The following is a 21,700-nucleotide window of genomic DNA, read 5'->3' as shown; positions in this document are numbered from 1 at the left end:
AAGAGATTGACTTTGTGTTTGAGTGGCAAGGTGCGGTGACGCCCGTAGGCAAAGATGGCAAGGCGAGTCCAACCTTTTGGTTGACCAACAAGGTGGCGTGGCAGGGGATGAGTCGTCATTCGATTCCTGCGCCGCTAGCGCAGTTGGAGCTAGGCAAAACTTACATCTTCGATCTTAAAAATGTCACTCAGTACCATCATCCTATTCATCTTCATGGCCACACCTTTACCGTGCTCGAAATGGACGGTAAGCCGCTCCCAGAGCCGTTCCATACGGATACGGTACTACTGGGCAAGAATGGTCGTGCCAAAGCGGCTTTCGTCGCGGACAACCCCGGTCGGTGGATGTATCACTGTCATGTCATAGAGCACATGAAAACCGGTTTGATGGGCTATATCGAAGTAAAGTGACTCCTGTAACTTTTTAAATCCAGCAGGATGTTTAGCGTCGTTACATTGATCTGAAGTCTGTTTTTTTGTCTGTTTGGCGCTACACTAACGCCATAAATTTGGAGGGGTTATGGGTCAGTTTGCAATTTTAGGGTTTATTGCCATGGGTGGCGCCGTTGGTGCGTGCTCTCGTTATTTAGTGTCTGAGCTGTGTGCGACATTACTGGGGCGAGGTTTTCCATACGGTACGCTAACTGTTAACGTAGTCGGCTCACTGGCGATGGGCTTACTGATTGCCGCGTTTGAAAATGGCAACCTTGCGACTGAACCATGGAGACAGATCATCGGGCTCGGTTTTCTTGGTGCTTTGACGACGTTCTCTACGTTTTCGATGGACAACGTTTTACTCATGCAGCAGGGCGCCTTTTTCAAGATGGGACTCAATGTCTTACTCAATGTGGTATTAAGCATCTCTGCTGCTTGGGTGGGCTTTCAACTGCTGATCAAAAGCTAGCTTGCTTAGAGGTGCTTTGAGCCTCACTAGACAAAATTTACACAGGTCGGCTTGGTTTATCCAAGCCGTTTTTATATACTCGGTTCACTTGTCGGAGTGCCATAAGGCTGAGACCGTTTATTCGGGATCCGTTGAACCTGATCAGGTTAATACCTGCGAAGGGAACAAGAGAAGATATCGACCCTCCTAATCTAGGATTCGTTCTCTCTGATCTGAGCGTCATGCGATCTATCTACAGATAGGTACCCGCGTCAGATCGCCCTCTTGTCGCATCTTTCCGCCAAGCATTTTTATCTCTAACACTCATGCTCCTACGAGCAATAAAGAGCAAGGAAAAATGCTATGTCGAATCGCAAACAAGCGAGACTGGAAGCCAAACAGTTTATTGATACCCTCTCGGTACAGGCGTACCCCAATTCACGCAAGGTTTATGTAGAAGGTTCACGACCTGATATTCGTGTTCCTATGCGAGAAATCTCCCTCGCTGACAGCTTGATTGGCGGTACTAAAGACGCGCCGATCTTTGAGCCCAATGAGCCGATTCGCGTTTACGACACTTCTGGTCCTTATACCGATCCTAGCCATACGATTGACCTCTACCAAGGCCTACCTAAGCTACGTGAACAGTGGATTGAAGAGCGCGGTGATACGGAACTGCTCGATGAGGTCAGTTCCGTATACACCAAACAGCGTTTGGAAGACGATACGCTAGACGAGCTGCGTTATGGTAACTTACCTCGCATTCGCCGTGCGAAAAGCGGTCAGTGTGTTACTCAGCTCCACTACGCGCGTCAAGGTGTGATTACACCGGAAATGGAATACATCGCTCTGCGTGAAAACATGGGGCGTGCTCGTTATCGCGATGAGGTGTTGAACCAACAGCATCCAGGTCAAAGCTTTGGGGCCCACTTGCCAAAGGACATCAGTGCTGAGTTTGTCCGCCAAGAAGTGGCCGCGGGCCGCGCCATCATTCCATCCAACATCAACCACCCGGAAGCGGAGCCAATGATCATTGGTCGCAATTTCTTGGTCAAGGTGAACGCCAATATTGGTAACTCTTCTGTGACCTCTTCCATTGAGGAAGAAGTTGAGAAATTGGTTTGGGCAACACGTTGGGGCGGCGATACGGTGATGGATTTGTCGACCGGACGCAATATTCACGAGACTCGAGAGTGGATTCTACGTAACAGCCCAGTTCCGATCGGTACCGTGCCTATGTACCAAGCGCTTGAAAAAGTGAATGGCATTGCAGAAAACCTCAACTGGGAAGTGATGCGAGACACCTTGATTGAGCAAGCTGAGCAGGGCGTCGATTACTTCACGATTCATGCCGGTTTGCTGTTGCGTTATGTGCCGATGACGGCCAAACGTGTCACGGGTATTGTCTCTCGCGGCGGCTCGATCATCGCTAAGTGGTGTCTCGCTCACCATCAAGAAAGCTTCCTTTACACCCACTTCCGCGAAATTTGTGAAATTTGTGCCAAGTACGATGTCGCGCTTTCGCTCGGTGATGGCTTGCGTCCAGGTTCGGTGGCCGATGCCAATGATGAAGCGCAGTTTGCTGAGCTACGCACGTTGGGTGAACTGACTAAGATCGCGTGGGAGTATGACGTGCAGGTGATCATTGAAGGCCCTGGGCATGTACCTATGCACATGATCAAAGCCAATATGGATGAGCAGCTAGAGCACTGCCACGAAGCGCCATTCTACACTTTGGGTCCTCTGACGACCGATATTGCCCCTGGGTACGATCATATTACCTCTGGCATTGGCGCTGCGATGATCGGCTGGTACGGCTGTGCGATGCTCTGCTATGTGACGCCGAAAGAGCACTTGGGTCTACCCAATAAAGAAGACGTTAAGACGGGCTTGATTACTTATAAACTCGCGGCGCATGCGGCGGATTTGGCTAAAGGCCACCCTGGTGCTCAGGTTCGTGACAATGCCCTCTCAAAAGCTCGCTTTGAGTTCCGCTGGGAGGATCAGTTCAACTTGTCGCTTGACCCTGATACAGCGAGAGCTTTCCACGATGAAACTTTGCCGCAAGAGTCGGGCAAAGTTGCTCACTTTTGTTCAATGTGTGGACCAAAATTCTGTTCGATGAAAATTTCTCAGGAAGTGCGCGAGTACGCTAAAGACACGCAACAAGTCGAAGCTGACCAAGCCATCTCCGTTAAAATGCTCGATGATCCACTCGAAGGGATGCGCCAGAAGTCAGAGGAGTTCCGTCAATCGGGTTCTGAGTTGTATCATCCTGCCGCTCAGCCTGAAAGTGCAGAGTCGTAGGAACGCGGCGATGAAAATTGTGATTCCTCACTCAGAGCCTACATTGCGCGATGATATCGCGCAATGCTTGGCATTAGCCGGCGAGCAAGGGTTTGCCACACAAGAGATTCAGTTGATTGAAGGGGCTGAGTCGACGGTTGAACTGCGCGGTGCGTCTTCTTCTGTTTGGATTGCTCGGGATACGCAAGTCTCTGAGTCTTCCTCTCTCAGTGACGACAGCGAACAAAACATCCATCAACTGGTGTACTCAGTTGCAGAGGGTGATGTCTCGCTGGCGGACTATGCCCCGCATGCGATCGTTATTGGCGTAAGGTGCGAAGGGCGCGTGCTCGATATTTGGCAACACAGCACGCGTGCTCATGCTGAAGTGCGTGCGCTTAATGTCCACCAAATGGCGCTTGATCCTACACAGCACTTCGCATGGTTTATCACCTTGCGGGCGCTCGATTTTCCCGTTGAAGATGCACTGACGCTCGCACGTGCGATGAGGCATGTTTCACGTGAAACATCTCAATGGCCTTGTTGTTTTGAGCAGTTTCCTACACCTGTGCTGGAAGACGAAACTCTCGGCATTCGTGTCGGTTGGAAAACCGAAGGTCAACCGATCTCTTTTCCCTCTATGGTGAAAGAAGTGTTGGGTCTCTATCCGGTGGTCGACGATGTCCGTTGGATTGAACGATTGCTGCCTCTAGGCATTAAAACCATACAGCTGCGCATCAAAGATCCACAGCAAGCCGATTTGGAAGCGCAGGTGATTCGTGCAATTGCATTGGGTCAGCAATACCAAGCACACGTGTTTATCAACGATCATTGGCAGTTGGCGATAAAGCACGGTGCATTCGGTGTTCACCTTGGCCAAGAAGATATTGAAGCGTCGAACTTGCAGGCATTGTCACAGGCAGGTATCGCTTTAGGGCTCTCGACACACGGCTATTACGAACTGCTGCGTATTGTGCAGATTGCGCCAAGCTACATCGCGCTCGGGCATATCTTCCCAACTACGACCAAAGTTATGCCTTCAAAGCCGCAAGGTTTGGTGCGCTTGAAGCTTTATCAACAGTTGATTGATTCGATTCCTCGCTCGCAAGGTACGGGCTTTCCTACGGTTGCGATTGGCGGTATCGACCAAGGTAACGCTGCGATGGTGTGGCAGTGCGGTGTCTCAAGCCTGGCTGTCGTGCGCGCGATTACGCTCGCCGACGACCCAAAACCGGTCATTGCGGCTTTTACTGAGTTGATGAAGGCAAACAAGCAAGTAGGAGAGCAGGGATGACTATGCTGTCTGACGAGGCGTTCTTACGTTACCAAAGACAAGTGTCGTTGCCGCAATGGGGCGAACAAGGGCAAGCAAAGTTGGCGAATGCTCATGTGTTGCTGATTGGTTGTGGTGGCCTCGGGTCGGCGGCAAGCCTTTATTTAGCGTCCGCTGGTGTGGGCAAATTGGTGTTGGTGGATGATGACCGTGTCGAGCTAAGCAATCTTCAGCGCCAAGTCATCTATCGAAACGATGACCAAGGGCAGAGCAAAGCGTTGGCGGCTAAGAGTCAATTAGAGCACCTCAACCCTTTGAATCGCATTCGCGCGATGGACCAACGGCTCGATGATACCCAGCTTGCGCTTGAGATAATGCTTGCCGACATCGTGCTTGATTGCACAGACAACCTTGAAACGCGCCAGCAAATCAATCGGCTCTGCTCCAAAAACCGGACACCTTTGATCTCGGCCTCGGCCATTGGATGGCAAGGGCAGTTCGCGTTGTTTGACTATCAGCAAGATAGCCCGTGCTACCACTGCCTATATCCGTTCGATTCACTTCCTTCTGGCCAAAAATGCAGTGAACTTGGCGTGGTAGGTCCGGTGGTAGGGACGTTAGGTAATTACCAAGCGCTGGCGGCGATTCAATGGTTAGCCCTTGATGAGCCACAACTCAGCCCATCGACATTACACCTGTTTGATGGACTGACGATGCGCTGGCAGACGTTAACTATCTCAGTGGATGCCACTTGTCATGTGTGTCAGTCAAACATCGTTAAGGAATGAACATGGAACCCATCACTATCACCGTCAATGGTGAAACACATACGACTCACGCAGGGACAACATTGACCGCGCTCATTGCTGAGTTATCGCTCGCCGAGGTGGGCTGTGTGTTTGCCATCAATAACTGTGTCGTTCCGCGCAGCGAGTGGGACAGACATATCGTCAATCAAGGCGATGCCATCGCACTATTTCAAGCCATTGCAGGAGGCTGATCATGGCGTCAATAACACCGCTTACTATCGCGGGTAAAGTGTTTGACTCGCGTTTGTTTACCGGCACGGGCAAATTTTCGAACAGTACTACCATGGCGCGCGCTATTGAGGCGTCGGGATCGCAACTGGCGACTATGGCGCTCAAGCGCGTCGATATCCATGATAAGCAAGATGATATCTTAGCGCCGTTGATTGCCGCTGGCGTGAATTTATTACCGAATACCTCTGGGGCAAAAACCGCGCAAGACGCCATTTTCGCCGCGCACTTAGCACGTGAAGCCTTGGACACACAGTGGCTTAAACTGGAGATTCATCCTGATCCTAAATACCTGATGCCTGACCCAATTGAAACCCTCAAAGCGGCAGAACAGTTGGTCAAAGATGGCTTTATTGTTTTGCCGTATTGCCACGCAGACCCAGTGTTGTGTAAGCGTTTAGAAGAGGTGGGCTGCGCAGCAGTGATGCCTCTTGGCGCGCCTATTGGATCGAACAAAGGGTTGGCGTCGCAAGACTTTTTGGAGATCATCATCGACCAAGCGGGTGTCCCCGTCATCGTTGATGCCGGGATTGGTGCTCCGTCTCATGCGGCAAAAGCGATGGAGATGGGCGCGGATGCGGTGTTGGTGAATACCGCGATCGCGGCGGCGAGCAATCCAGTTGCTATGGCGCAAGCGTTTAAGATGGCGGTGGAAAGCGGGCGGATAGCGTTTGAATCCGGCTTGGCTGGTCAGGTCACCCATGCTGTTGCGTCCAGCCCATTAACCGCCTTCTTGGAGTGAGGGACGCAGTATGAGTTTTGTATCGATTCATCAACGCATGGACTGGGATGACATAAGGCTGTCGATTTACGCCAAAACTCATCAGGATGTGGAACGGGCGCTGGCGAAATCTAAGTGTGATCTCGAGGATTTTAAAGCCTTGATTTCACCTGCGGCAGAGCCTTACCTTGAGCAAATGGCACAGCAATCCTATGCGCTCACGCGTAAACGGTTTGGAAACACGATTGGATTGTATATCCCGCTTTATCTCTCCAACTTGTGCGCCAACGCGTGTACCTACTGCGGTTTTTCGATGGAGAACCGTATTAAACGCCGTACGCTGACAGAGCAAGAAATCGCGGCAGAGATAGACGCGATTAAGTTGATGAAATTCGACAGTGTGCTCTTGGTCACCGGTGAGCACCAAACCAAAGTGGGGATGGACTACTTTCGCCGCGCACTGCCACTTGTCAAAGCGCACTTTAACTACTTGGCAATGGAAGTGCAGCCGCTTGATGAAGGGCAGTACCGTGAACTGAAATCCTTGGGCCTCGATGCAGTAATGGTCTATCAGGAAACCTACCATCGTCGCACTTACGCGCAGCACCATTTGCGTGGCAACAAAACAGATTTTGACTACCGCTTGGAAACGCCGGATCGCTTGGCTCGGGCTGGGATCGATAAGATCGGTATAGGCGCGCTCATCGGCTTGGACGATTGGCGCACGGATTGCTTTTATGTCGCCGCACACCTTGACTATTTAGAGCGTACCTACTGGCAATCTCGTTACTCGATTTCCTTCCCACGGCTTCGCCCTTGTGAGGGCAATACATCGGAAGGTGTGATTCAACCCAAATCCGTGATGAGTGATAAGCAGTTGGTTCAGTTGATCTGTGCCTATCGATTGTTGAACCCGACGGTTGAGCTCTCGTTATCGACACGAGAGTCACCGAAGTTTAGGGACAATGTGTTGCCACTGGGTGTGACATCCATGTCCGCTGCATCAAAAACACAACCCGGCGGATACGCAATGCAAGACGTCGAGTTGGAGCAGTTTGAGATCAGCGATGAGCGAAGTGCTGAATCAGTCGAGCAGGCGTTACGCTCAAAAGGGTATGACCCCGTTTGGCGAGACTGGAACGCAATCTATTCTGGATAATGTTTCACGTGAAACAACCACGCCACAATTAAAAAAGGCTCTCATGTTGAGAGCCTTTTGTTCACCTTCACGCGATATGCAGATCTACCGAGTGTTCAAAGCGCGATTAGTCGCGGTGAGCGATGGGCGACGTTGCGCGCTCTAACCAAGTTTTTACCTCACCATCGACCAATGGGCTGAGGTCATTCCACACTTTTTGGTGGTAATCATTAAGCCAAGCGAGCTCTGGTTTGGTCAACATATCAATGTTGATGTTGCGCTTATCAATCGGGCAACGTGTGAGTGACTCGAAGCTCAATACAGGGAAATCACCTTGTGTTGGGGTTTCCACTACCAGTTCTAAGTTCTCAATACGGATGCCAAACGCATCGGCGCGGTAGTAACCGGGCTCATTGGAGAGCACCATACCTTCCATCAAAGCCACATCAATTTGTCGTTTGGAAATGCTTGCCGGTCCTTCATGGACACTGAGGAAGTGGCCGACACCGTGGCCCGTGCCGTGGTCATAGTCAAAGCCTTCTGCCCATAGGTGTTGACGGGCAAGGGTATCAATTTGATAGCCACGGGTTCCTTTTGGAAAACGGGCACGTGCGGCACCAATATGACCTTTGAGAGCCAAAGTAAACTGCTTGATCATCTCATCGCTAGGTTGACCGATGGCCACAGTACGTGTGATGTCCGTCGTTCCGTTGAGGTATTGGCCGCCAGAGTCGACCAGGTAGAGAGAGTTCAGGCTCAACTGACCCGGTGTCGGTTGGTTTTCGTGGTTGTAGTGACACATTGCCGCGTTGCTGCCTGCTGCGGAGATGGTATCAAAACTTAGGTCTACTAACGTTTCATCATCACGGCGGTACGCTTCTAAACGGTCGGCTAGGTAGGCTTCATCGTGAAGTTGGCCGTTGGCGACTTCGTTATCAAGCCAAGAGAGGAACTTGACCATGGCGACGCCATCGCGCACATGACACGCTTTCATGCCCTCAATTTCGACCGCATTTTTTTGCGCTTTCGGTAGTAAGCAAGGATCGGCTGCACTTACGACATGCGCGCCACTGTTTTGCAGTGTCAATTTAAACCACGCATTGCTCGTCGCTGGGTCAAGTAATACTCGGCGTCCATTAAGCGAGTTAAGAATAGACTCCAGGGACTCGGGAGCATGAACTCTGACACCGGTGCCAACATGCTCAGCAAAGCCATGCGGCAGACGTTCTTGGCGAATAAAGAAATCGACACTGGCGTCGCGGTGAATAATCGCGTGAGACAATAATACGGGCAGGCGAGAGACATCGAGGCCACGCACATTAAGCAGCCAGCAGATAGAGTCGAGCGCGGTCACGACTGCAGCATCAAGGTTCTGCTTTGTCAGTTGCTTGGCAATCTCTTCACGTTTGGATAATGAGCTTTGACCGACAGATTCAATCGGCATTAAGCGCGCAGGTGATTCGAGGGCGGCTGGGCGATCATGCCACAGTGCGTCGATGGGGTGACTGGTTAACAGCTTAAGTTCAAGTTTGTCCGCCAGTTTGGTTTGCGCAGACTCCAGCCAACCTGCATTGTGCATGCGTGGGTCAATGGCGACGACGCTGCCGGGTTGTAGCTCACTGAGCAGCCAGTCTAATGCTGGCTCTTCAGTTAAATGGCGGTATTCGAACAGCTCGCTAGGGACTTGCTTGGTCACTTGTACCGTGTATCGACCATCGACAAACACCGCAGCTTTTGTTTGTGTGACCACCGCGGCCCCGGCTGAACCAGTGAAGCCGGTTAGCCAATGCAGGCGTTCGTTGTGCGCAGGAATGTATTCGCCCAAGTATTCGTCTTCATGGGGCACAAAAAGGGCATCGATATTGTTCTGAACCAGCCACTCTTTGATGGCTGTCAATCGTTGTTCAGTGGTGTTTAGCATCTGTGAATCCTTCAGTTATTAGAGGTGTCCATCCGACGTCTTAGACTCGCAATGACCGCGCATCTTGATGAGCGGGCGAATCACGTTTTGGGCTTGGACGATGGCCATTAAGCTACTCCTTTTACCAGAGCGCTGCAAATGGTCTGGATCGATAGCCGGGTAAGGATAGCGGGGTAAGGTTAACTGACTACGTGACGTAAAAGCAGTGCAGTTATCGTCACGTGACTAGCATTGCACGCGGCTAACGCAGCGCGGTTATCGTAACGCGGCTAACGTAGCGCGGTCGTCTTTTCGCGGATAATTTGTCTGAGCCAGGCAAGAGCCGGGTCGTTCTCTCGGTCGCGATGCCAAAACAGGGTATAGGCCATGGGCGGAAATTCTAACGGCAGTGGCAGCACCGCGAGGTTAAGCTGTTTCGAGGCAAGCTTGACGAAGTGGCTTGGCGCAGTAAAGACAAAGTCCGTGTAGGAACACAGACTGGCGGCGCTGTTGAAGTCCGGCACAGTGATGGCGATATCGCGCTCTTTGCCGATGTCGGCAAGGCGATAATCAAGCAGCCAGCGATCGTTGCCATCGCAGCGTACTTGAACATGACGTTGGCTAAGAAACTGTTCTAACGTCCAAGGACGGCTCAAGGCAGGGTGATCCGCGCGCAATAAACACATCTGGTTATCACGGTAGATCTCTTGTTCACTAATATCACTCGGGGGCAACATGGTCAATTTGGCATCATTGATGTCGATGTCCTTGCCGGTAATACCAAGATCAATTTCGCCTTTTTGCAGCAGCTTAAAGGTTTGATCGGACCAAGAGTGGGTGCTGATGGTGACCCCGGGGGCGCGTTTAAAAATCTCGGGTAGAAAGTGGGGCAGAATCAGCGGGTAGACACTCTCTACCGCGGCGATTTGAAATTTGTAATCACTGCTGTCAGGCTGAAATTGTTCGGGTTGTGTCAGCAGCTCCAGCTGATGGATCAGCGCATCCAATTTAGGCTTAAGAAAGAGGGCTTTGGGCGTTGGCTTTAGCCCATGCGCTTGGCGCACGAACAGAGGGTCATCGAATTGGTCACGAAGCTTGGCGAGGTTCTTACTGACCGCAGATTGGCTGAGACACAATCGGTGAGCGGCACGTGTGACATTCAGCTCTTCAGTAAGAACCTTGAGGCACACCAGTAAATTCAAATCTAAGCGAGCAAGCTTCTCTATATTCATACATTCCCCTAAGGAATAACTTAAATGATGATTTGTCATTGGATGTCATATCTAGACTAACTTAGACTTTGCCGAGTTTCATCCTTTCTTGTGCATAATCATTTTAAAAGAGGCGAGCAGTGAACGCTGACAACCCGATCATCTACGGCAAACTTCAATTCATTCTTTTGACCCTGTTGGTGCTGTTTAGCCCGCTAGCGATTGATATTTATCTGCCTGCGTTGCCACAAATTTCTCAAGCGTTTCACGTGGAACACGCCTTAGCACAAGATACCATTACATGGTTTTTGTTCGCGATGGGGGTCGGCCAACTGTTTGCTGGCCCGCTGGCGGATAAACTAGGACGTCGAACTGTTGCATTAGGTGGGATCAGCATCTACGCCGCGAGCGCTTTATTGGCGTGGAGTGCTCAAAACATCGAGTGGATGCTGGTTTCGCGCTTGCTGCAAGGCTTAGGAGCGTGCGCGACATCGGTGGCCGCCTTTGCAACAGTTCGCGACATCTTCGGTCCACAGAAAAGTGGCAAGATGATCAGCTACCTCAACGGGGCTATCTGTTTTATCCCTGCATTAGCGCCGATTATTGGTGCATGGCTGACTCAGCAATTTGGCTGGCGCGCCAACTTCAGTTTTATGGCCGGGTTCGCGTTGATTGGTCTGGTGGCGATGTCGTTTGGCCTTAAAGAGACCAACCCGCAAGTCAGCACCGCGCCGGTATTTCGTCTACGACGCTATTGGCAAGTGCTGAGTACACCGACGTTTTTGTTCCACGCATCCTTGTGTATGTTGGCGATGGCGGTGATTCTCGGTTATGTCACCTCAGCCCCCGTGGTGCTGATGGAAAATCTGGGCTTAAGCATGAACGCTTTTACCTTTTGGTTTGGTATCAATGCGGTGATCAACATTGTCGCGTGCATGACAGCGCCCAAATTTATGGATAAGTTCGGCACGCACACCACGCTCAATGTCGGCATCTTGGTGTTGGGATTAGGCGGTATCGTGATGCTAGCAATGGCGACGCAAGCAAGTGCCTTTGCCTTTATGCTGCCAATCTTCCTATCCTCGATTGGTTTTGCGTGGATTCTCGGCGCGGCAGCAGGTAAGGCGCTTGCCCCGTTCGGTGACAAAGCGGGCACTGCCGCTGCGCTACTCGGTCTGTTCCAAATGAGTGGAGCGGGCTTGGTCGTCGGCACCATGCAACGTTTTGGGTGGGAGCCGCAAGTGCTTATCGCCTCATTGATGCTCATCATCACACCAGCACTACTGATTTTGTGGACCAAAGCGGGCAGAGAGTGGCACTACTGTTATGAGTAGGTGTTACGAATAGATGTTATGAGTAAACCGCGATAAATAAGCCGCGATGAGCAAGTGGTTGAGAGTAAGCACTCGACACCTTGCTCTTATCAACAAGCGAGGGCGCGCTTAGCTTTACAAGGAAAAATATCCTTGTATATTGAGGCGAGTTAATCTTGTAACGATGGAAAAACCACCACTATGTCGATGACGACGTACGAAAAAGCGCGTTTGATGGAGCAGCTTGAAGAGTCTCCAGAGAAAGTGATGTTTGGTAAATTAATTCATGAGCTCGGCAATCAGAGCAGCGAGCGTATTCGCAGTGCCGCCAAGCAAGTCCCGCTCGATGTGTTGCGTGATATCGTGTTCCATTTTCAGCAAGTGATTGAGTCACGTAAAGGCGAGCAGCTAGATATCATCGCAAAGCAACTTGCCCAGCAGGGCATCTCAGCGGAACAGCTCAAACAGTACATGGAAAACCAAGGCAAATAACCTTGTCGATTCGACTAGGTCAGTTGGATTCGTTCAGTTCGACTTGATAGAAAGCTCGCACAACGCGAGCTTTTTTTATGGATTGACGTTGCGATTGATGGGGTTTTGCAAAGAGATGAGCGTTTCGGTGGATTGCACTTCGTCGATGGCTTGCAGCTTATCGATCAGTACGTGTTGCAGCTCCTCAATCGAGCGACACATCAATTTGACGAAGATGTTGTACGCGCCCGTCGTGTAATACGCTTCCACTACTTCCTCGAGTGCATTGAGCTTTTGCAAAGCTGAGTGATAATCGCGCGCCGCGTTGAGGTTAATACCAATAAAGCAGCACACGTCGTAACCGAGTTTTTTCGTATCGACAATCACTTCCGTGCCTTGAATGATGTCGGCTGACTTCATCTTTTCTATTCGAACGTGAATGGTCGCAGGGCTGACATCAAATTGCTTTGCCATTTCGGCGTAGGGCGTCCGCGCATCTTCCATTAAGGTTTTCAAAATCGCTTTGTCGAGATCATCGAGCTTGGTGGAGTGAGCTTGCATAGTCAGCCTTGTTGAGAATAGAAAGACTATTATTGCCGCGAACGGGCGAAGACATCAATGGCGATTTGTTCGTCGCGAAGTGGGGAAACTGTTAGGTAGAGCCAGCTAAAATCCATTACACTGACGCGCACGCGTCCCTCAACACTGACCTACACCGGAGCCGATAGTGGATTTGCAACTTCTCTGCGAACACCCTGAACAGACCCAACAACTGAACGACATTGCTGCTCGCTGGGGGCTTAGCCACAGTGACACCAGTCCGTTTGCTTTGGTGTTGACGGCGCAGCGTTTGGAACTTCGTAAAACCGATGAGCCCAAATTAGGGGCGATTTATGTCGACTTGGCCGGAGGCGCCGCTGAGCATCGCCGCAAGTTTGGGGGCGGAAAAGGGCAAGCGATCGCCAAAGCGGCCGGGCTCAACAAAGGCGTGGTACCGACAGTGCTTGATGGCACCGCTGGCCTTGGGCGAGATGCGTTTGTATTGGCCTCTTTGGGCTGTCAGGTGCAGATGGTGGAGCGTCACCCTGTGGTGGCGGCGCTACTGGATGACGGCTTAGAGCGCGCCAAACAGGACCCAGAAATCGGCGTCTGGGTCAGTGAGCGAATGTCACTGCTGCACGCGTCGAGCCACAATGCGCTGGAAACGCTCGCGAGTCAGCCTGATTTTGTGCGCCCTGATGTGGTCTACCTAGATCCCATGTATCCTCACCCTGAGAACAAAAAGAAAAGCGCGTTAGTGAAAAAAGAGATGCGCGTATTTCAAACGCTTGTGGGCGCCGATCACGACGCAGATGGCTTACTCACGCCAGCACTAGCGTTAGCAACGAAAAGAGTGGTGGTTAAACGCCCTGACTACGCCGATTGGCTAGATGGTGTCAAACCGGCGATGGCGATAGAGACCAAGAAAAACCGCTTTGATGTCTATGTTAATGCAGCCATGAGCTAAGTGACTGATTCTATTTATACTCACCACACCGTGATGTATCGCGGTGGAAAATAACGCTTGCCAAGCCTGTTTGATGACTATATATCTTACTAAGAACTATTCGTATTCTTTTTAAGGTGAGTCGATGGCAAAGCGTTTGTGCAAGTTGAGTCGTAAACAAGTCGCACACAGTTTGGGTGAGATAGAAAAGCTCGTGGCTGAGCCCAAATTTGTCTGCCGCTCTTGTGCGCGTGCCAGTCACAGTAAACAACACTTATGTAAACCGGTATCAATTGCGGCGGCTGCCCATACCCAGTCAACGACTCATACACCTAAAATCCTTAAGCCTCTCTCTGCGCGAGCTGAATCTTCACAATTCGCACCTCAACAAGCGGCGGTGGCTTCTGCGCCTTCAGATACGCAGAATGTCGCTCAAGCGATCGAGACAAAGCGTGAGGAGCAAAAAGCGCAAGCCGTGCAGCGCGTCATCGCGCGAGTGAAAGCTCGCAAAGCTGACGTTGAGTTAAATACGCTGACGTCGGTGAATTCCATGACGTCGGCAGTCGAGACGTTGGATTTGATGGATAAAAAGGCGTTCAAGAAAGCGAGAAAAGAGCTCAAACGTGCTTATAAGCAGCAGAAGAAGTGGCTAAAAACGCTGAAAAAACAGCAAAAACTCAGTAAAAAGCAGGCTAAACTGCAGGCCAAGTTAGACGTAATCCCCTCTTGGCCAACCGGCTTAGCTGAGACAGAGAAGCGCCAAGCCAAGGTGCATTAAACCCAGACTAGGCGCTAGACTTTGGATTTACGCGGCGTTGGCGACACGCTTTTTCACCCAGGTTTCGTTGACCCAAAGTGAAAGGACAATAATAGTGCCGCCAATGGTCAGTCTCGTCAGGTCGACATCGCGATTCCAGATCACGATATTGACGATAAGCCCAGCGGGGACCAATGCATTGTTCATCACCGCCAGCGCACCAGCATTCACCATGGTCGCGCCTTTATTCCACGCGAAATAGCCCAACCCAGACGCAATCAAGCCTAAGTAGGTCAGAACGCCCCATTGCGTTGCCGTGCTCGGCAATTTCTCACTGTTGCCCATCAGCGCAAACGCGATGAGTGCCACAGCCAGCGCGCCCAAATAAAAGTAACCAAAGACCGTATGCTGTGGCAGGGCGACTTGCTGCTTTTCCATCAAGTATTTGTAGCCCACTTGGCCGATAGCAAAGCAGAGATTAGCTCCTTGCACCACCATAAAGCCAAGTAAGAAATGCTCATTGACCCCGGCAAACTTGATAAAGGCAGCGCCAGCCACTGCGATCGCCGCGGTGACCAAATACCAAGGTGAAAAGCGACCTTTGAGCAGATCGTAGATTAACGTGACGTAAATCGGCGTGAACACCGTGAACAGCAAGACTTCTGGTACAGACAGAAGGAGGAAGGATTGATAGTAGAAACAGTACATCAAGCCAAGTTGAAAGCCTCCAACGACCATCAATTTGGCAATTAGGGATTTCTCAACCCCTTTAAATTTCAGGAAAGGCAGGAAAACCAAGCTTGCTAAGGCGACGCGCATTAAAACCGAAAACCACGCGTCGACTTGGCCCGCCAAATAGACACCAATCAAGCTGAAGGAGAACGCCCACAGCACGGTGACCGAAGAGAGATAAAACATGATTAAGACTCATTATCAAAAACTATCTGATTATTTTATCTCAATTCAACCGTTGAATCAGTCTTTTAGTGGTACAACCAACATGTCGACCGGTGAGCAATTGATCAACTGACGAGTCGAGGAGAGCAGTTTGCTCCAAAAGTCTTGATGGTGGCCACACACCACAAGATCGACGTTGAACTCTTGAATGGTATCGCACAGCTCATTACCTAAGTCGCCACTGCCCACTAGGGTATGTTTAATAGGGAAGTTGGCGTGGTCCGCAAGGTTTTGCAATTGCTTTTGCGATGCCTCAATAGCTTGATGTTGCGTCTCCGCCAGGTTGATGTCGATGAGGCCGGTATACAACTCGGCGTAGTTGACATCAATGTGGATGAATGAGACCGCCGCGTCGAGCGGTTTGGCCAAAGAGACCGCTTTGTCTACCAGCAGTTTGCTGTCTTCAGACAGGTCGATGGCCACTAGAATGTGTTGATAGCTCATACCGAATCCTCTTATTTCGCTCGCCTAAAGTTAGATTAGCACCTCGCTGGTCAATTTTTTGCCAAGGTGATCTCATATCCACATTCACCATACAAAGTGTTATTGTGGCTAGCATGATATAGTCAGTTTAAGTTCATAGACTTAGTAGGAGTGCGAAATGCTGTCACAAGCGATGGTCGAGCAATTGAATGAGCAAATTAATCTCGAATTCTTTTCATCCAATCTATACTTACAAATGAGTGCTTGGTGTGAGGACAAAGGCTTTGAAGGCGCGGCCGAATTTTTACGCAAACACGCCGTTGAAGAGATGGAGCACATGCAGCGTTTATTCACGTATGTGAGTGAAACGGGGGCAATGCCGATTCTAGGTGCGATTGATGCACCAAAACATGAATTTGAGAGCCTAGGTGAAGTCTTTCGCGAGACCTATGAACATGAGCAAATGATTACGCAAAAAATCAACAAATTGGCTCACGTTGCGTTTACTTCTCAAGATTACTCAACATTCAACTTCTTGCAGTGGTACGTTGCAGAGCAGCACGAAGAAGAGAAGTTGTTTAAAGGGATTTTAGACAAGCTAGAACTGGTTGGTGAAGATGGTAAGGCGCTGTTCTTCATCGACAAAGACCTAGCTGCTTTAGCAAAAGAAGGTTCATCTTCTATTATGGATACCGCCGCTGAATAATTGTCAGCGAAAGATGCTCTGATGGGATCGTCTTTTCTTCGGTAACCTATGAAGATGTAGGGAGGAAAAGATGATCAATGCAGACACCATTCTATTCACGTTGATGCTTGTAACGGCGGTGAACATGGCCCGTTACCTCACTGCACTGCGTTCTCTGATATACATCATGCGCGAGGCGCATCCTCTTTTGTACCAGCAAGTCGACGGCAACGGTTTCTTTACCACGCACGGCAATATGGCCAAGCAGGTCCGCCTGTTCCATTACATCAAAAGCAAAGAGTATCACCATCATCACGATGAAGTGTTCACGGGCAAATGCGATCGCGTCAGAGAGCTGTTCATACTCACCACCTCATTGCTCGCGGTGACCTTACTGGCAGCGTTTATTCTTTGATGATCGGCGCCTTTAAATTGGCAAGGTAGGCAATAGCCGTTAAAATAGCCACCTATTGCGAAGGATGTGCTCAGTGCACATCCTTTTTTATTGAATCATGACAGAGTTAGTAACCACCATGGCAGAGAAGTTTGATGTAGTAGTGATTGGCGCCGGTGCGGCGGGCCTGATGTGTGCCGCCCAAGCAGGAGAGCGGGGCCGTCGCGTGTTAGTGCTGGATCATGCCAAGAAACCGGGCCGAAAAATCCTCATCGCTGGGGGCGGCCGCTGCAACTTTACCAACTACGATGTGTCTGCCAAACACTACCTGTCACGCAACCCGCATTTTGTTAAATCGGCCTTGGCACAGTACACCAACTGGGACTTTATCTCGATGATCTACAAATACGGCATCGAGTTTGAAGAGCGCGATCATGGTCAGCTGTTTTGTGTCGGTGACTATGACTCCAAAGACATCGTTAAAATGCTTCTCGCCGAGTGCGATAAACCGAGCATCCAATTTCGCTACCAGCAAGCCGTTGACAACATCGAGCAGCAAGCCAATGGCTTTTCTCTGACGACCAATGGTCATGCGATTGAGTGCGAATCCCTCGTCATCGCCACCGGCGGTCTGTCGATGCCCAAGCTTGGCGCAACCCCCTTTGGTTACAAAGTGGCAGAGCAGTTCGGCCTTGAGGTCCTTCCAACCAGTGCGGCCTTGGTGCCGTTTACGCTGCATAAAGAGGACAAAGACGATTTTTCTGAACTGTCAGGGATTGCGATTCCGGTTGAAATCACCGCTAAAAACAACACCAAATTCAAAGAGGCGCTGCTGTTTACCCACCGTGGCCTGTCTGGCCCGTCGGTATTGCAAATCTCCTCCTACTGGACCCCAGGCGAAGCGGTTGAAGTGAATCTGGTGCCCGATGTTGATGTGCAGGCCTTGCTAACGCGTTCATTGGAAAAACACCCTAATCAAACCTTGAAAAACACCTTAGCGAAAGTGCTCCCCAAGCGACTGGTTGAAGTGCTGATCGAGCGCAAAACCCTCGAAGACAAACCGCTAAAGCAATTTAGCTGCAAGGCACTGGAAGACGTGGCTAACACGCTTGAGCATTGGAGCATTGCCCCCAATGGGACAGAAGGTTACCGCACCGCCGAGGTCACCCTAGGCGGCGTCAATACCGATCACTTATCGTCGAAAACCATGGAGTGCAAAGCGATCAAAGGTCTCTACTTTATCGGTGAAGTCGTCGACGTCACCGGCTGGCTAGGAGGCTACAATTTCCAGTGGTGCTGGAGCTCCGGTTATGTAGCGGGGCAGTGGGTTTAATCTCGCGCCCATTGCGTTTTCTTTTTCCACTTCACCTGTTGAATAACGAGCCCAGCAATGATCAACACAAGGCCGATGAGAGTGCTTGGGTGAATGGCTTCGCCGATGATGGTCGCCAGTAAGATCAAAGAGATAAATGGCGAGGCGAAGATGAGGTTACTGATTCTCGCGGTATTGTGAGTGGATTTTAAGGCGCTGAGCCACAAGGCGAAGGTGACGCCCATTTCAAACAGTCCGACATAGCTGACCGCCAGCCAACCTTGAGGAGAAATGGCGGCAAAGCTAGCTCCTTCCCACCACGTCAGCCCAAGAGCGAAAGGGATCGCGACGAGAAAACCGAGCAACACGCTGACCACAGGGTCGGCTTTGTTTTTGGTGTTTAAGATCCAATATCCTGCCCACAGCAGCGTTGAGAGCAACGCAAGCCCAACCCCTAGCGGGCTATCAAAATCGAGCGCCAATACGTTGCCTTTGGTGGCGATAACAATGACGCCGAGGTAGCTCAAACAGCACGCGACCCAATCTTGCTTGCGGATGGCTTGACCTAAAAACACCGCCGCCATTAGGGTGAGGGTGATTGCCCAGCTGTAGTTAATCGCCTGCGCTTGTGAGGCAGGCAGGAGATCGTAGGCTTTAAACAAAATGATGTAATACGCCAGCGGGTTGATGATCCCCAGTAATAAGTAATAGCCCGGATTGGCGGTCAAGGTGGTCACCAGCGTATTGAGCTTGCCTTGCACGGCGCAGATGAGGGTTAAGGCGAGGGCAGAGACGATACTGGCGACCGTCAACATCTGGATCGGAGTAAACTCAGCTAAGGTTAATTTAAACGCGGTGGCTACTGTCGACCAGAGCAAAACAGCAGACAAACCAAAGCCCAGCGCTCGGCGCTCATTCATAGTAAGCCTAAAAAACGGTGAAGTGATGCGCTAGTCTAACGGTAGGCCAATTGCCCTACAAACTGGACATTTATCCAGTGGTGAAATACCATCAAATGACTTGAATTTGATGAATGTACGCCGCTCATGCAATGGATTTTTGATAACGCTTCTCTTCTTATCACCGCGGCTGGCAGCGCCGTCACCAGTGGCGTCGTCGTCGGTTGGTGGGTCTCCCAGAAAATGCGTCTGCAACAGCAATTGCTCAGCGCCAAGCTTGATACTCAGCAACAACTCTCCCAGGGTGAAATCACCCAGTTAAAAAACGCCTTAGCGGAGGCCGAGCAAGAGCTGGAAGCGTTGGATGCAGCGCGGGACAAAGCGGCATTTGAGCTCAAGCAGTCTCACGGCAAGTTGATGGCGGTGCTAGAGAAACTGCGTTACTTTGACAGCGTTAAGCAAGAGCGTCAGCAATACCTCGACGAACTTGGACTGATGCGAGATGAAAAGGCGCAGCTCGAAGCGACCTTGAGAGAGCAAGAAGCTCGTCATGAGCAGATCACCCAAGCTAATCAAGAGAAACTCGCCCTGCTCGAGAAAGCCGAAGAGCGGCTAAAACAGCAGTTTGAACACCTCGCCAGTCAGCTGTTTGATGAGAAAACGGCGCGCGTTGATCAGCAAAATAAACAGAGTTTGGATGCCTTACTGTCGCCGCTCAAAGAGCAGTTGGAAGGGTTTCGCAAGCAAGTCAATGACAGCTTTACTGTGGAAGCCAAAGAGCGCCACACCTTAGTGCATGAGCTGAAGAACTTGCAGCGCCTTAACGAGCAGATGGCCAAGGAGGCGCTCAACCTGACCCAAGCGCTCAAAGGTGACAACAAGCAGCAAGGCAACTGGGGTGAGGTGGTACTGGCGAGAGTATTGGCTGAGTCGGGCCTAAGGGAAGGGCATGAGTATCACACCCAAGTGAATCTACAAAATGAGGCGGGCAAGCGTTATCAGCCAGATGTGGTTGTGCATCTACCTAATGATAAGCAGGTGGTGATTGACGCCAAAATGGCGCTGGTCGCCTATGAGCGCTACTTCAATGCCGAGACCGATCAGCAGCGTGACAAGGCATTAGGTGAGCACTTACTCGCCATTCGCAGCCACATCAAAGGGCTTTCACACAAGGATTATCATCAACTCAAAGGCATTCAGAGCTTGGATTATGTGTTGATGTTTATCCCCGTCGAGCCTGCATTCCAAGTGGCGATTTCCTCGGACCCTAGCTTGGTCAAAGATGCGATGGAGCACAATATCATTCTCGTCAGTCCGACCACTTTGCTGGTGGCACTGCGCACCATCGATAACTTGTGGCGCAACGAAAGACAGAGCCAAAACGCGAAAATCATCGCGCAGCGAGCCAGTAAGCTCTACGACAAATTGCGCCTATTCGTTGATGATATGGAGAGCCTCGGCGGCGCCTTAGATAAGGCCAATCAAAACTACCAAGGTGCCATGAATAAACTGGTGACTGGGCGCGGCAACGTGATTCGACAAGCGGAGAGCTTTAAGCAATTAGGGGTGGAGGTCAAACGACCAATCTCGATGAATTTGGTGGAACTGGCGGAGCAAGAAACGCTGCCAGAATCACAGCTTAGCGGTGAAAATGACCACTTACTAGAAAGACATCCGGCTGAGGATAAAGTAAACTAATCGCCCGCAGTGCTTTGGCCGTATTGAATAGAGAGCACTGTTAAAAGAGGAATCATAATGACGGATATTAGTGTGCAATCGACGACAGCTCTAGAATCTCAGCAAGACGCAGAAACGACCCACTTCGGTTTTACCACGGTAGCGAAAGAGGAAAAAGTCACCAAGGTAGCGGAAGTGTTTCACTCAGTGGCCGCCAAATACGACATTATGAATGACCTGATGTCGGGAGGCATTCACCGATTGTGGAAGCGCTTTACCATCGATTGCAGCGGTGCCCGTCCTGGACAACGCATTCTTGATTTAGGGGGGGGCACAGGCGATTTGACGGCGAAGTTCTCTCGTATTGTTGGCGACAAAGGCCACGTCGTACTCGCTGACATCAACAATTCGATGCTCAATGTTGGGCGTGACAAACTGCGCGATATCGGCATTGTAGGCAATGTGCACTATGTTCAAGCGAACGCTGAAGAGCTGCCGTTTCCCGATGACTACTTTGACGCGATTACGATCAGCTTCTGTCTGCGTAACGTAACCGATAAAGACAAAGCGCTGCGCTCGATGTACCGCGTATTGAAACCCGGCGGTCGCCTGTTGGTGCTGGAGTTTTCCAAACCTGTCTTTGACCCACTGTCTAAAGTCTACGATGCGTATTCGTTCCACTTGCTGCCGAAAATGGGTGAGCTGGTGGCCAATGATGCAGAAAGCTACCGCTACTTGGCGGAATCCATTCGTATGCACCCTGACCAAGAGACGTTGCAAGGGATGATGGATGACGCGGGCTTTGAAAATACGCGTTACTACAACCTAACGGGCGGCATTGTGGCCTTACACCGCGGCTACAAGTTCTAAAGGAGCCG

General features: G+C 50.8%; 23 protein-coding genes and 1 riboswitch. Of the genes, 17 read left to right on the top strand and 6 right to left on the bottom strand.

All coding sequences use genetic code 11. The annotated features are described in order from the left end of the window. From AC6R0R_RS00970 to thiH, 8 genes are all read left to right on the top strand, one after another. A partial coding sequence (locus tag AC6R0R_RS00970; RefSeq protein WP_500625351.1) for a multicopper oxidase domain-containing protein occupies positions 1-410 on the top strand: 410 nt, incomplete at its 5' end. Positions 411-519: 109 nt separating this feature from the next. Beyond that, complete coding sequence (gene crcB / locus AC6R0R_RS00965; RefSeq protein WP_334555415.1) at positions 520-903, top strand: fluoride efflux transporter CrcB; 384 nt, start codon at positions 520-522, stop codon at positions 901-903. Positions 904-985: 82 nt separating this feature from the next. Then, a riboswitch (TPP riboswitch) is annotated at positions 986-1,084 on the top strand. Between the two features lie 161 nt (positions 1,085-1,245). After that, positions 1,246-3,189 (top strand): phosphomethylpyrimidine synthase ThiC, encoded by a 1,944-nt coding sequence (gene thiC / locus AC6R0R_RS00960; RefSeq protein WP_487902721.1) that lies wholly within the window; start codon positions 1,246-1,248, stop codon positions 3,187-3,189. Positions 3,190-3,199: 10 nt separating this feature from the next. Next, positions 3,200-4,462 (top strand): thiamine phosphate synthase, encoded by a 1,263-nt coding sequence (locus AC6R0R_RS00955; protein ID WP_500625350.1) that lies wholly within the window; start codon positions 3,200-3,202, stop codon positions 4,460-4,462. Positions 4,463-4,464: 2 nt separating this feature from the next. Next, the gene (locus AC6R0R_RS00950) at positions 4,465-5,229 is read left to right on the top strand and encodes a HesA/MoeB/ThiF family protein (RefSeq protein WP_500625353.1); all 765 of its coding nucleotides are present in this window, start codon (positions 4,465-4,467) and stop codon (positions 5,227-5,229) included. Positions 5,230-5,231: 2 nt separating this feature from the next. Next, entirely contained in the window at positions 5,232-5,441 is a 210-nt protein-coding gene (gene thiS, locus AC6R0R_RS00945) for a sulfur carrier protein ThiS (protein ID WP_500625349.1), read from the top strand. A 2-nt stretch (positions 5,442-5,443) separates the two neighbouring features. Then, positions 5,444-6,220: a thiazole synthase gene (locus tag AC6R0R_RS00940; RefSeq protein WP_500625348.1), complete on the top strand. Its 777-nt coding sequence runs from the start codon at positions 5,444-5,446 to the stop codon at positions 6,218-6,220. A gap of 10 nt (positions 6,221-6,230) precedes the next feature. After that, entirely contained in the window at positions 6,231-7,358 is a 1,128-nt protein-coding gene (thiH, locus tag AC6R0R_RS00935) for a 2-iminoacetate synthase ThiH (protein WP_500625347.1), read from the top strand. Between the two features lie 106 nt (positions 7,359-7,464). On the opposite strand, the gene AC6R0R_RS00930 is transcribed toward thiH, so the two are convergent. Beyond that, complete coding sequence (locus AC6R0R_RS00930; protein WP_500625346.1) at positions 7,465-9,258, bottom strand: aminopeptidase P family protein; 1,794 nt, start codon at positions 9,256-9,258, stop codon at positions 7,465-7,467. 269 nt (positions 9,259-9,527) lie between these two features. Beyond that, the gene (locus AC6R0R_RS00925; RefSeq protein ID WP_500625345.1) at positions 9,528-10,469 is read right to left on the bottom strand and encodes a LysR family transcriptional regulator; all 942 of its coding nucleotides are present in this window, start codon (positions 10,467-10,469) and stop codon (positions 9,528-9,530) included. 119 nt (positions 10,470-10,588) lie between these two features. Between AC6R0R_RS00925 and AC6R0R_RS00920 the strand changes: the two genes are divergently transcribed. Beyond that, positions 10,589-11,782: a multidrug effflux MFS transporter gene (locus tag AC6R0R_RS00920; RefSeq protein ID WP_500625344.1), complete on the top strand. Its 1,194-nt coding sequence runs from the start codon at positions 10,589-10,591 to the stop codon at positions 11,780-11,782. A 180-nt stretch (positions 11,783-11,962) separates the two neighbouring features. Beyond that, on the top strand, positions 11,963-12,253 hold the full coding sequence (gene tsrA / locus AC6R0R_RS00915; protein ID WP_487902714.1) for an H-NS-like global regulator TsrA: 291 nt from the start codon (positions 11,963-11,965) through the stop codon (positions 12,251-12,253). A 75-nt stretch (positions 12,254-12,328) separates the two neighbouring features. Here the strand turns inward: tsrA and asnC are convergent, their stop codons facing one another. Continuing rightward, the gene (gene asnC / locus AC6R0R_RS00910) at positions 12,329-12,793 is read right to left on the bottom strand and encodes a transcriptional regulator AsnC (protein ID WP_334555425.1); all 465 of its coding nucleotides are present in this window, start codon (positions 12,791-12,793) and stop codon (positions 12,329-12,331) included. 166 nt (positions 12,794-12,959) lie between these two features. Here asnC and AC6R0R_RS00905 point away from each other — a divergent pair, with 166 nt between their 5' ends. Both AC6R0R_RS00905 and AC6R0R_RS00900 read left to right on the top strand, forming a co-directional pair. Continuing rightward, positions 12,960-13,739: a class I SAM-dependent methyltransferase gene (locus AC6R0R_RS00905; RefSeq protein ID WP_500625343.1), complete on the top strand. Its 780-nt coding sequence runs from the start codon at positions 12,960-12,962 to the stop codon at positions 13,737-13,739. Positions 13,740-13,863: 124 nt separating this feature from the next. Next, positions 13,864-14,496, top strand: coding sequence for a hypothetical protein (locus tag AC6R0R_RS00900; protein ID WP_500625342.1), 633 nt, complete (start codon positions 13,864-13,866; stop codon positions 14,494-14,496). Positions 14,497-14,523: 27 nt separating this feature from the next. Here the strand turns inward: AC6R0R_RS00900 and AC6R0R_RS00895 are convergent, their stop codons facing one another. Next, complete coding sequence (locus AC6R0R_RS00895; RefSeq protein ID WP_500625341.1) at positions 14,524-15,393, bottom strand: carboxylate/amino acid/amine transporter; 870 nt, start codon at positions 15,391-15,393, stop codon at positions 14,524-14,526. Between the two features lie 57 nt (positions 15,394-15,450). Continuing rightward, entirely contained in the window at positions 15,451-15,876 is a 426-nt protein-coding gene (uspA, locus tag AC6R0R_RS00890) for a universal stress protein UspA (protein ID WP_334555429.1), read from the bottom strand. 157 nt (positions 15,877-16,033) lie between these two features. Between uspA and ftnA the strand changes: the two genes are divergently transcribed. The 3 genes from ftnA (at position 16,034) to AC6R0R_RS00875 (ending at position 18,267) form a co-directional block, all read left to right on the top strand. Further along, complete coding sequence (ftnA, locus tag AC6R0R_RS00885) at positions 16,034-16,561, top strand: non-heme ferritin (RefSeq protein ID WP_334555430.1); 528 nt, start codon at positions 16,034-16,036, stop codon at positions 16,559-16,561. A gap of 70 nt (positions 16,562-16,631) precedes the next feature. Then, complete coding sequence (gene uspB, locus AC6R0R_RS00880) at positions 16,632-16,955, top strand: universal stress protein UspB (RefSeq protein ID WP_334555431.1); 324 nt, start codon at positions 16,632-16,634, stop codon at positions 16,953-16,955. A 118-nt stretch (positions 16,956-17,073) separates the two neighbouring features. Next, entirely contained in the window at positions 17,074-18,267 is a 1,194-nt protein-coding gene (locus AC6R0R_RS00875) for a BaiN/RdsA family NAD(P)/FAD-dependent oxidoreductase (RefSeq protein WP_500625352.1), read from the top strand. Here the strand turns inward: AC6R0R_RS00875 and AC6R0R_RS00870 are convergent. Then, a complete protein-coding gene (locus tag AC6R0R_RS00870; protein WP_500625340.1) occupies positions 18,264-19,166 on the bottom strand; it encodes a DMT family transporter in 903 nt (300 codons plus the stop codon). The two genes, AC6R0R_RS00875 and AC6R0R_RS00870, sit on opposite strands and share 4 nt — an antisense overlap. A 126-nt stretch (positions 19,167-19,292) precedes the next feature. Between AC6R0R_RS00870 and rmuC the strand changes: the two genes are divergently transcribed. Together rmuC and ubiE are read left to right on the top strand one after the other, a co-directional pair. Then, positions 19,293-20,843 (top strand): DNA recombination protein RmuC, encoded by a 1,551-nt coding sequence (gene rmuC, locus AC6R0R_RS00865; RefSeq protein ID WP_500625339.1) that lies wholly within the window; start codon positions 19,293-19,295, stop codon positions 20,841-20,843. Between the two features lie 57 nt (positions 20,844-20,900). Next, a complete protein-coding gene (gene ubiE, locus AC6R0R_RS00860) occupies positions 20,901-21,692 on the top strand; it encodes a bifunctional demethylmenaquinone methyltransferase/2-methoxy-6-polyprenyl-1,4-benzoquinol methylase UbiE (protein WP_500625338.1) in 792 nt (263 codons plus the stop codon). The last annotated feature ends 8 nt before the right edge of the window (positions 21,693-21,700 follow it).

The organism is Vibrio sp. R12-SW3-ISO1, assembly GCF_059834005.1.
The sequence above is the reverse complement of the archived record's forward strand: the minus strand, read 5'-3'. Positions and strand labels throughout refer to the sequence as shown.

Excerpts from the sequence above, each read along its gene's own strand:
- AC6R0R_RS00870 (WP_500625340.1), bottom strand. The coding sequence starts at position 19,166 with ATGAATGAGCGCCGAGCGCTGGGCTTTGGTTTGTCTGCTGTTTTGCTC.
- AC6R0R_RS00925 (WP_500625345.1), bottom strand. The coding sequence starts at position 10,469 with ATGAATATAGAGAAGCTTGCTCGCTTAGATTTGAATTTACTGGTGTGC.
- AC6R0R_RS00955 (WP_500625350.1), top strand. The coding sequence starts at position 3,200 with ATGAAAATTGTGATTCCTCACTCAGAGCCTACATTGCGCGATGATATC.
- thiH (WP_500625347.1), top strand. The coding sequence starts at position 6,231 with ATGAGTTTTGTATCGATTCATCAACGCATGGACTGGGATGACATAAGG.
- ftnA (WP_334555430.1), top strand. The coding sequence starts at position 16,034 with ATGCTGTCACAAGCGATGGTCGAGCAATTGAATGAGCAAATTAATCTC.
- AC6R0R_RS00940 (WP_500625348.1), top strand. The coding sequence starts at position 5,444 with ATGGCGTCAATAACACCGCTTACTATCGCGGGTAAAGTGTTTGACTCG.
- AC6R0R_RS00900 (WP_500625342.1), top strand. The coding sequence starts at position 13,864 with ATGGCAAAGCGTTTGTGCAAGTTGAGTCGTAAACAAGTCGCACACAGT.
- AC6R0R_RS00895 (WP_500625341.1), bottom strand. The coding sequence starts at position 15,393 with ATGTTTTATCTCTCTTCGGTCACCGTGCTGTGGGCGTTCTCCTTCAGC.
- uspB (WP_334555431.1), top strand. The coding sequence starts at position 16,632 with ATGATCAATGCAGACACCATTCTATTCACGTTGATGCTTGTAACGGCG.
- tsrA (WP_487902714.1), top strand. The coding sequence starts at position 11,963 with ATGTCGATGACGACGTACGAAAAAGCGCGTTTGATGGAGCAGCTTGAA.
- crcB (WP_334555415.1), top strand. The coding sequence starts at position 520 with ATGGGTCAGTTTGCAATTTTAGGGTTTATTGCCATGGGTGGCGCCGTT.
- AC6R0R_RS00950 (WP_500625353.1), top strand. The coding sequence starts at position 4,465 with ATGCTGTCTGACGAGGCGTTCTTACGTTACCAAAGACAAGTGTCGTTG.
- asnC (WP_334555425.1), bottom strand. The coding sequence starts at position 12,793 with ATGCAAGCTCACTCCACCAAGCTCGATGATCTCGACAAAGCGATTTTG.
- thiS (WP_500625349.1), top strand. The coding sequence starts at position 5,232 with ATGGAACCCATCACTATCACCGTCAATGGTGAAACACATACGACTCAC.
- ubiE (WP_500625338.1), top strand. The coding sequence starts at position 20,901 with ATGACGGATATTAGTGTGCAATCGACGACAGCTCTAGAATCTCAGCAA.
- thiC (WP_487902721.1), top strand. The coding sequence starts at position 1,246 with ATGTCGAATCGCAAACAAGCGAGACTGGAAGCCAAACAGTTTATTGAT.
- AC6R0R_RS00930 (WP_500625346.1), bottom strand. The coding sequence starts at position 9,258 with ATGCTAAACACCACTGAACAACGATTGACAGCCATCAAAGAGTGGCTG.
- rmuC (WP_500625339.1), top strand. The coding sequence starts at position 19,293 with ATGCAATGGATTTTTGATAACGCTTCTCTTCTTATCACCGCGGCTGGC.
- uspA (WP_334555429.1), bottom strand. The coding sequence starts at position 15,876 with ATGAGCTATCAACACATTCTAGTGGCCATCGACCTGTCTGAAGACAGC.
- AC6R0R_RS00875 (WP_500625352.1), top strand. The coding sequence starts at position 17,074 with ATGGCAGAGAAGTTTGATGTAGTAGTGATTGGCGCCGGTGCGGCGGGC.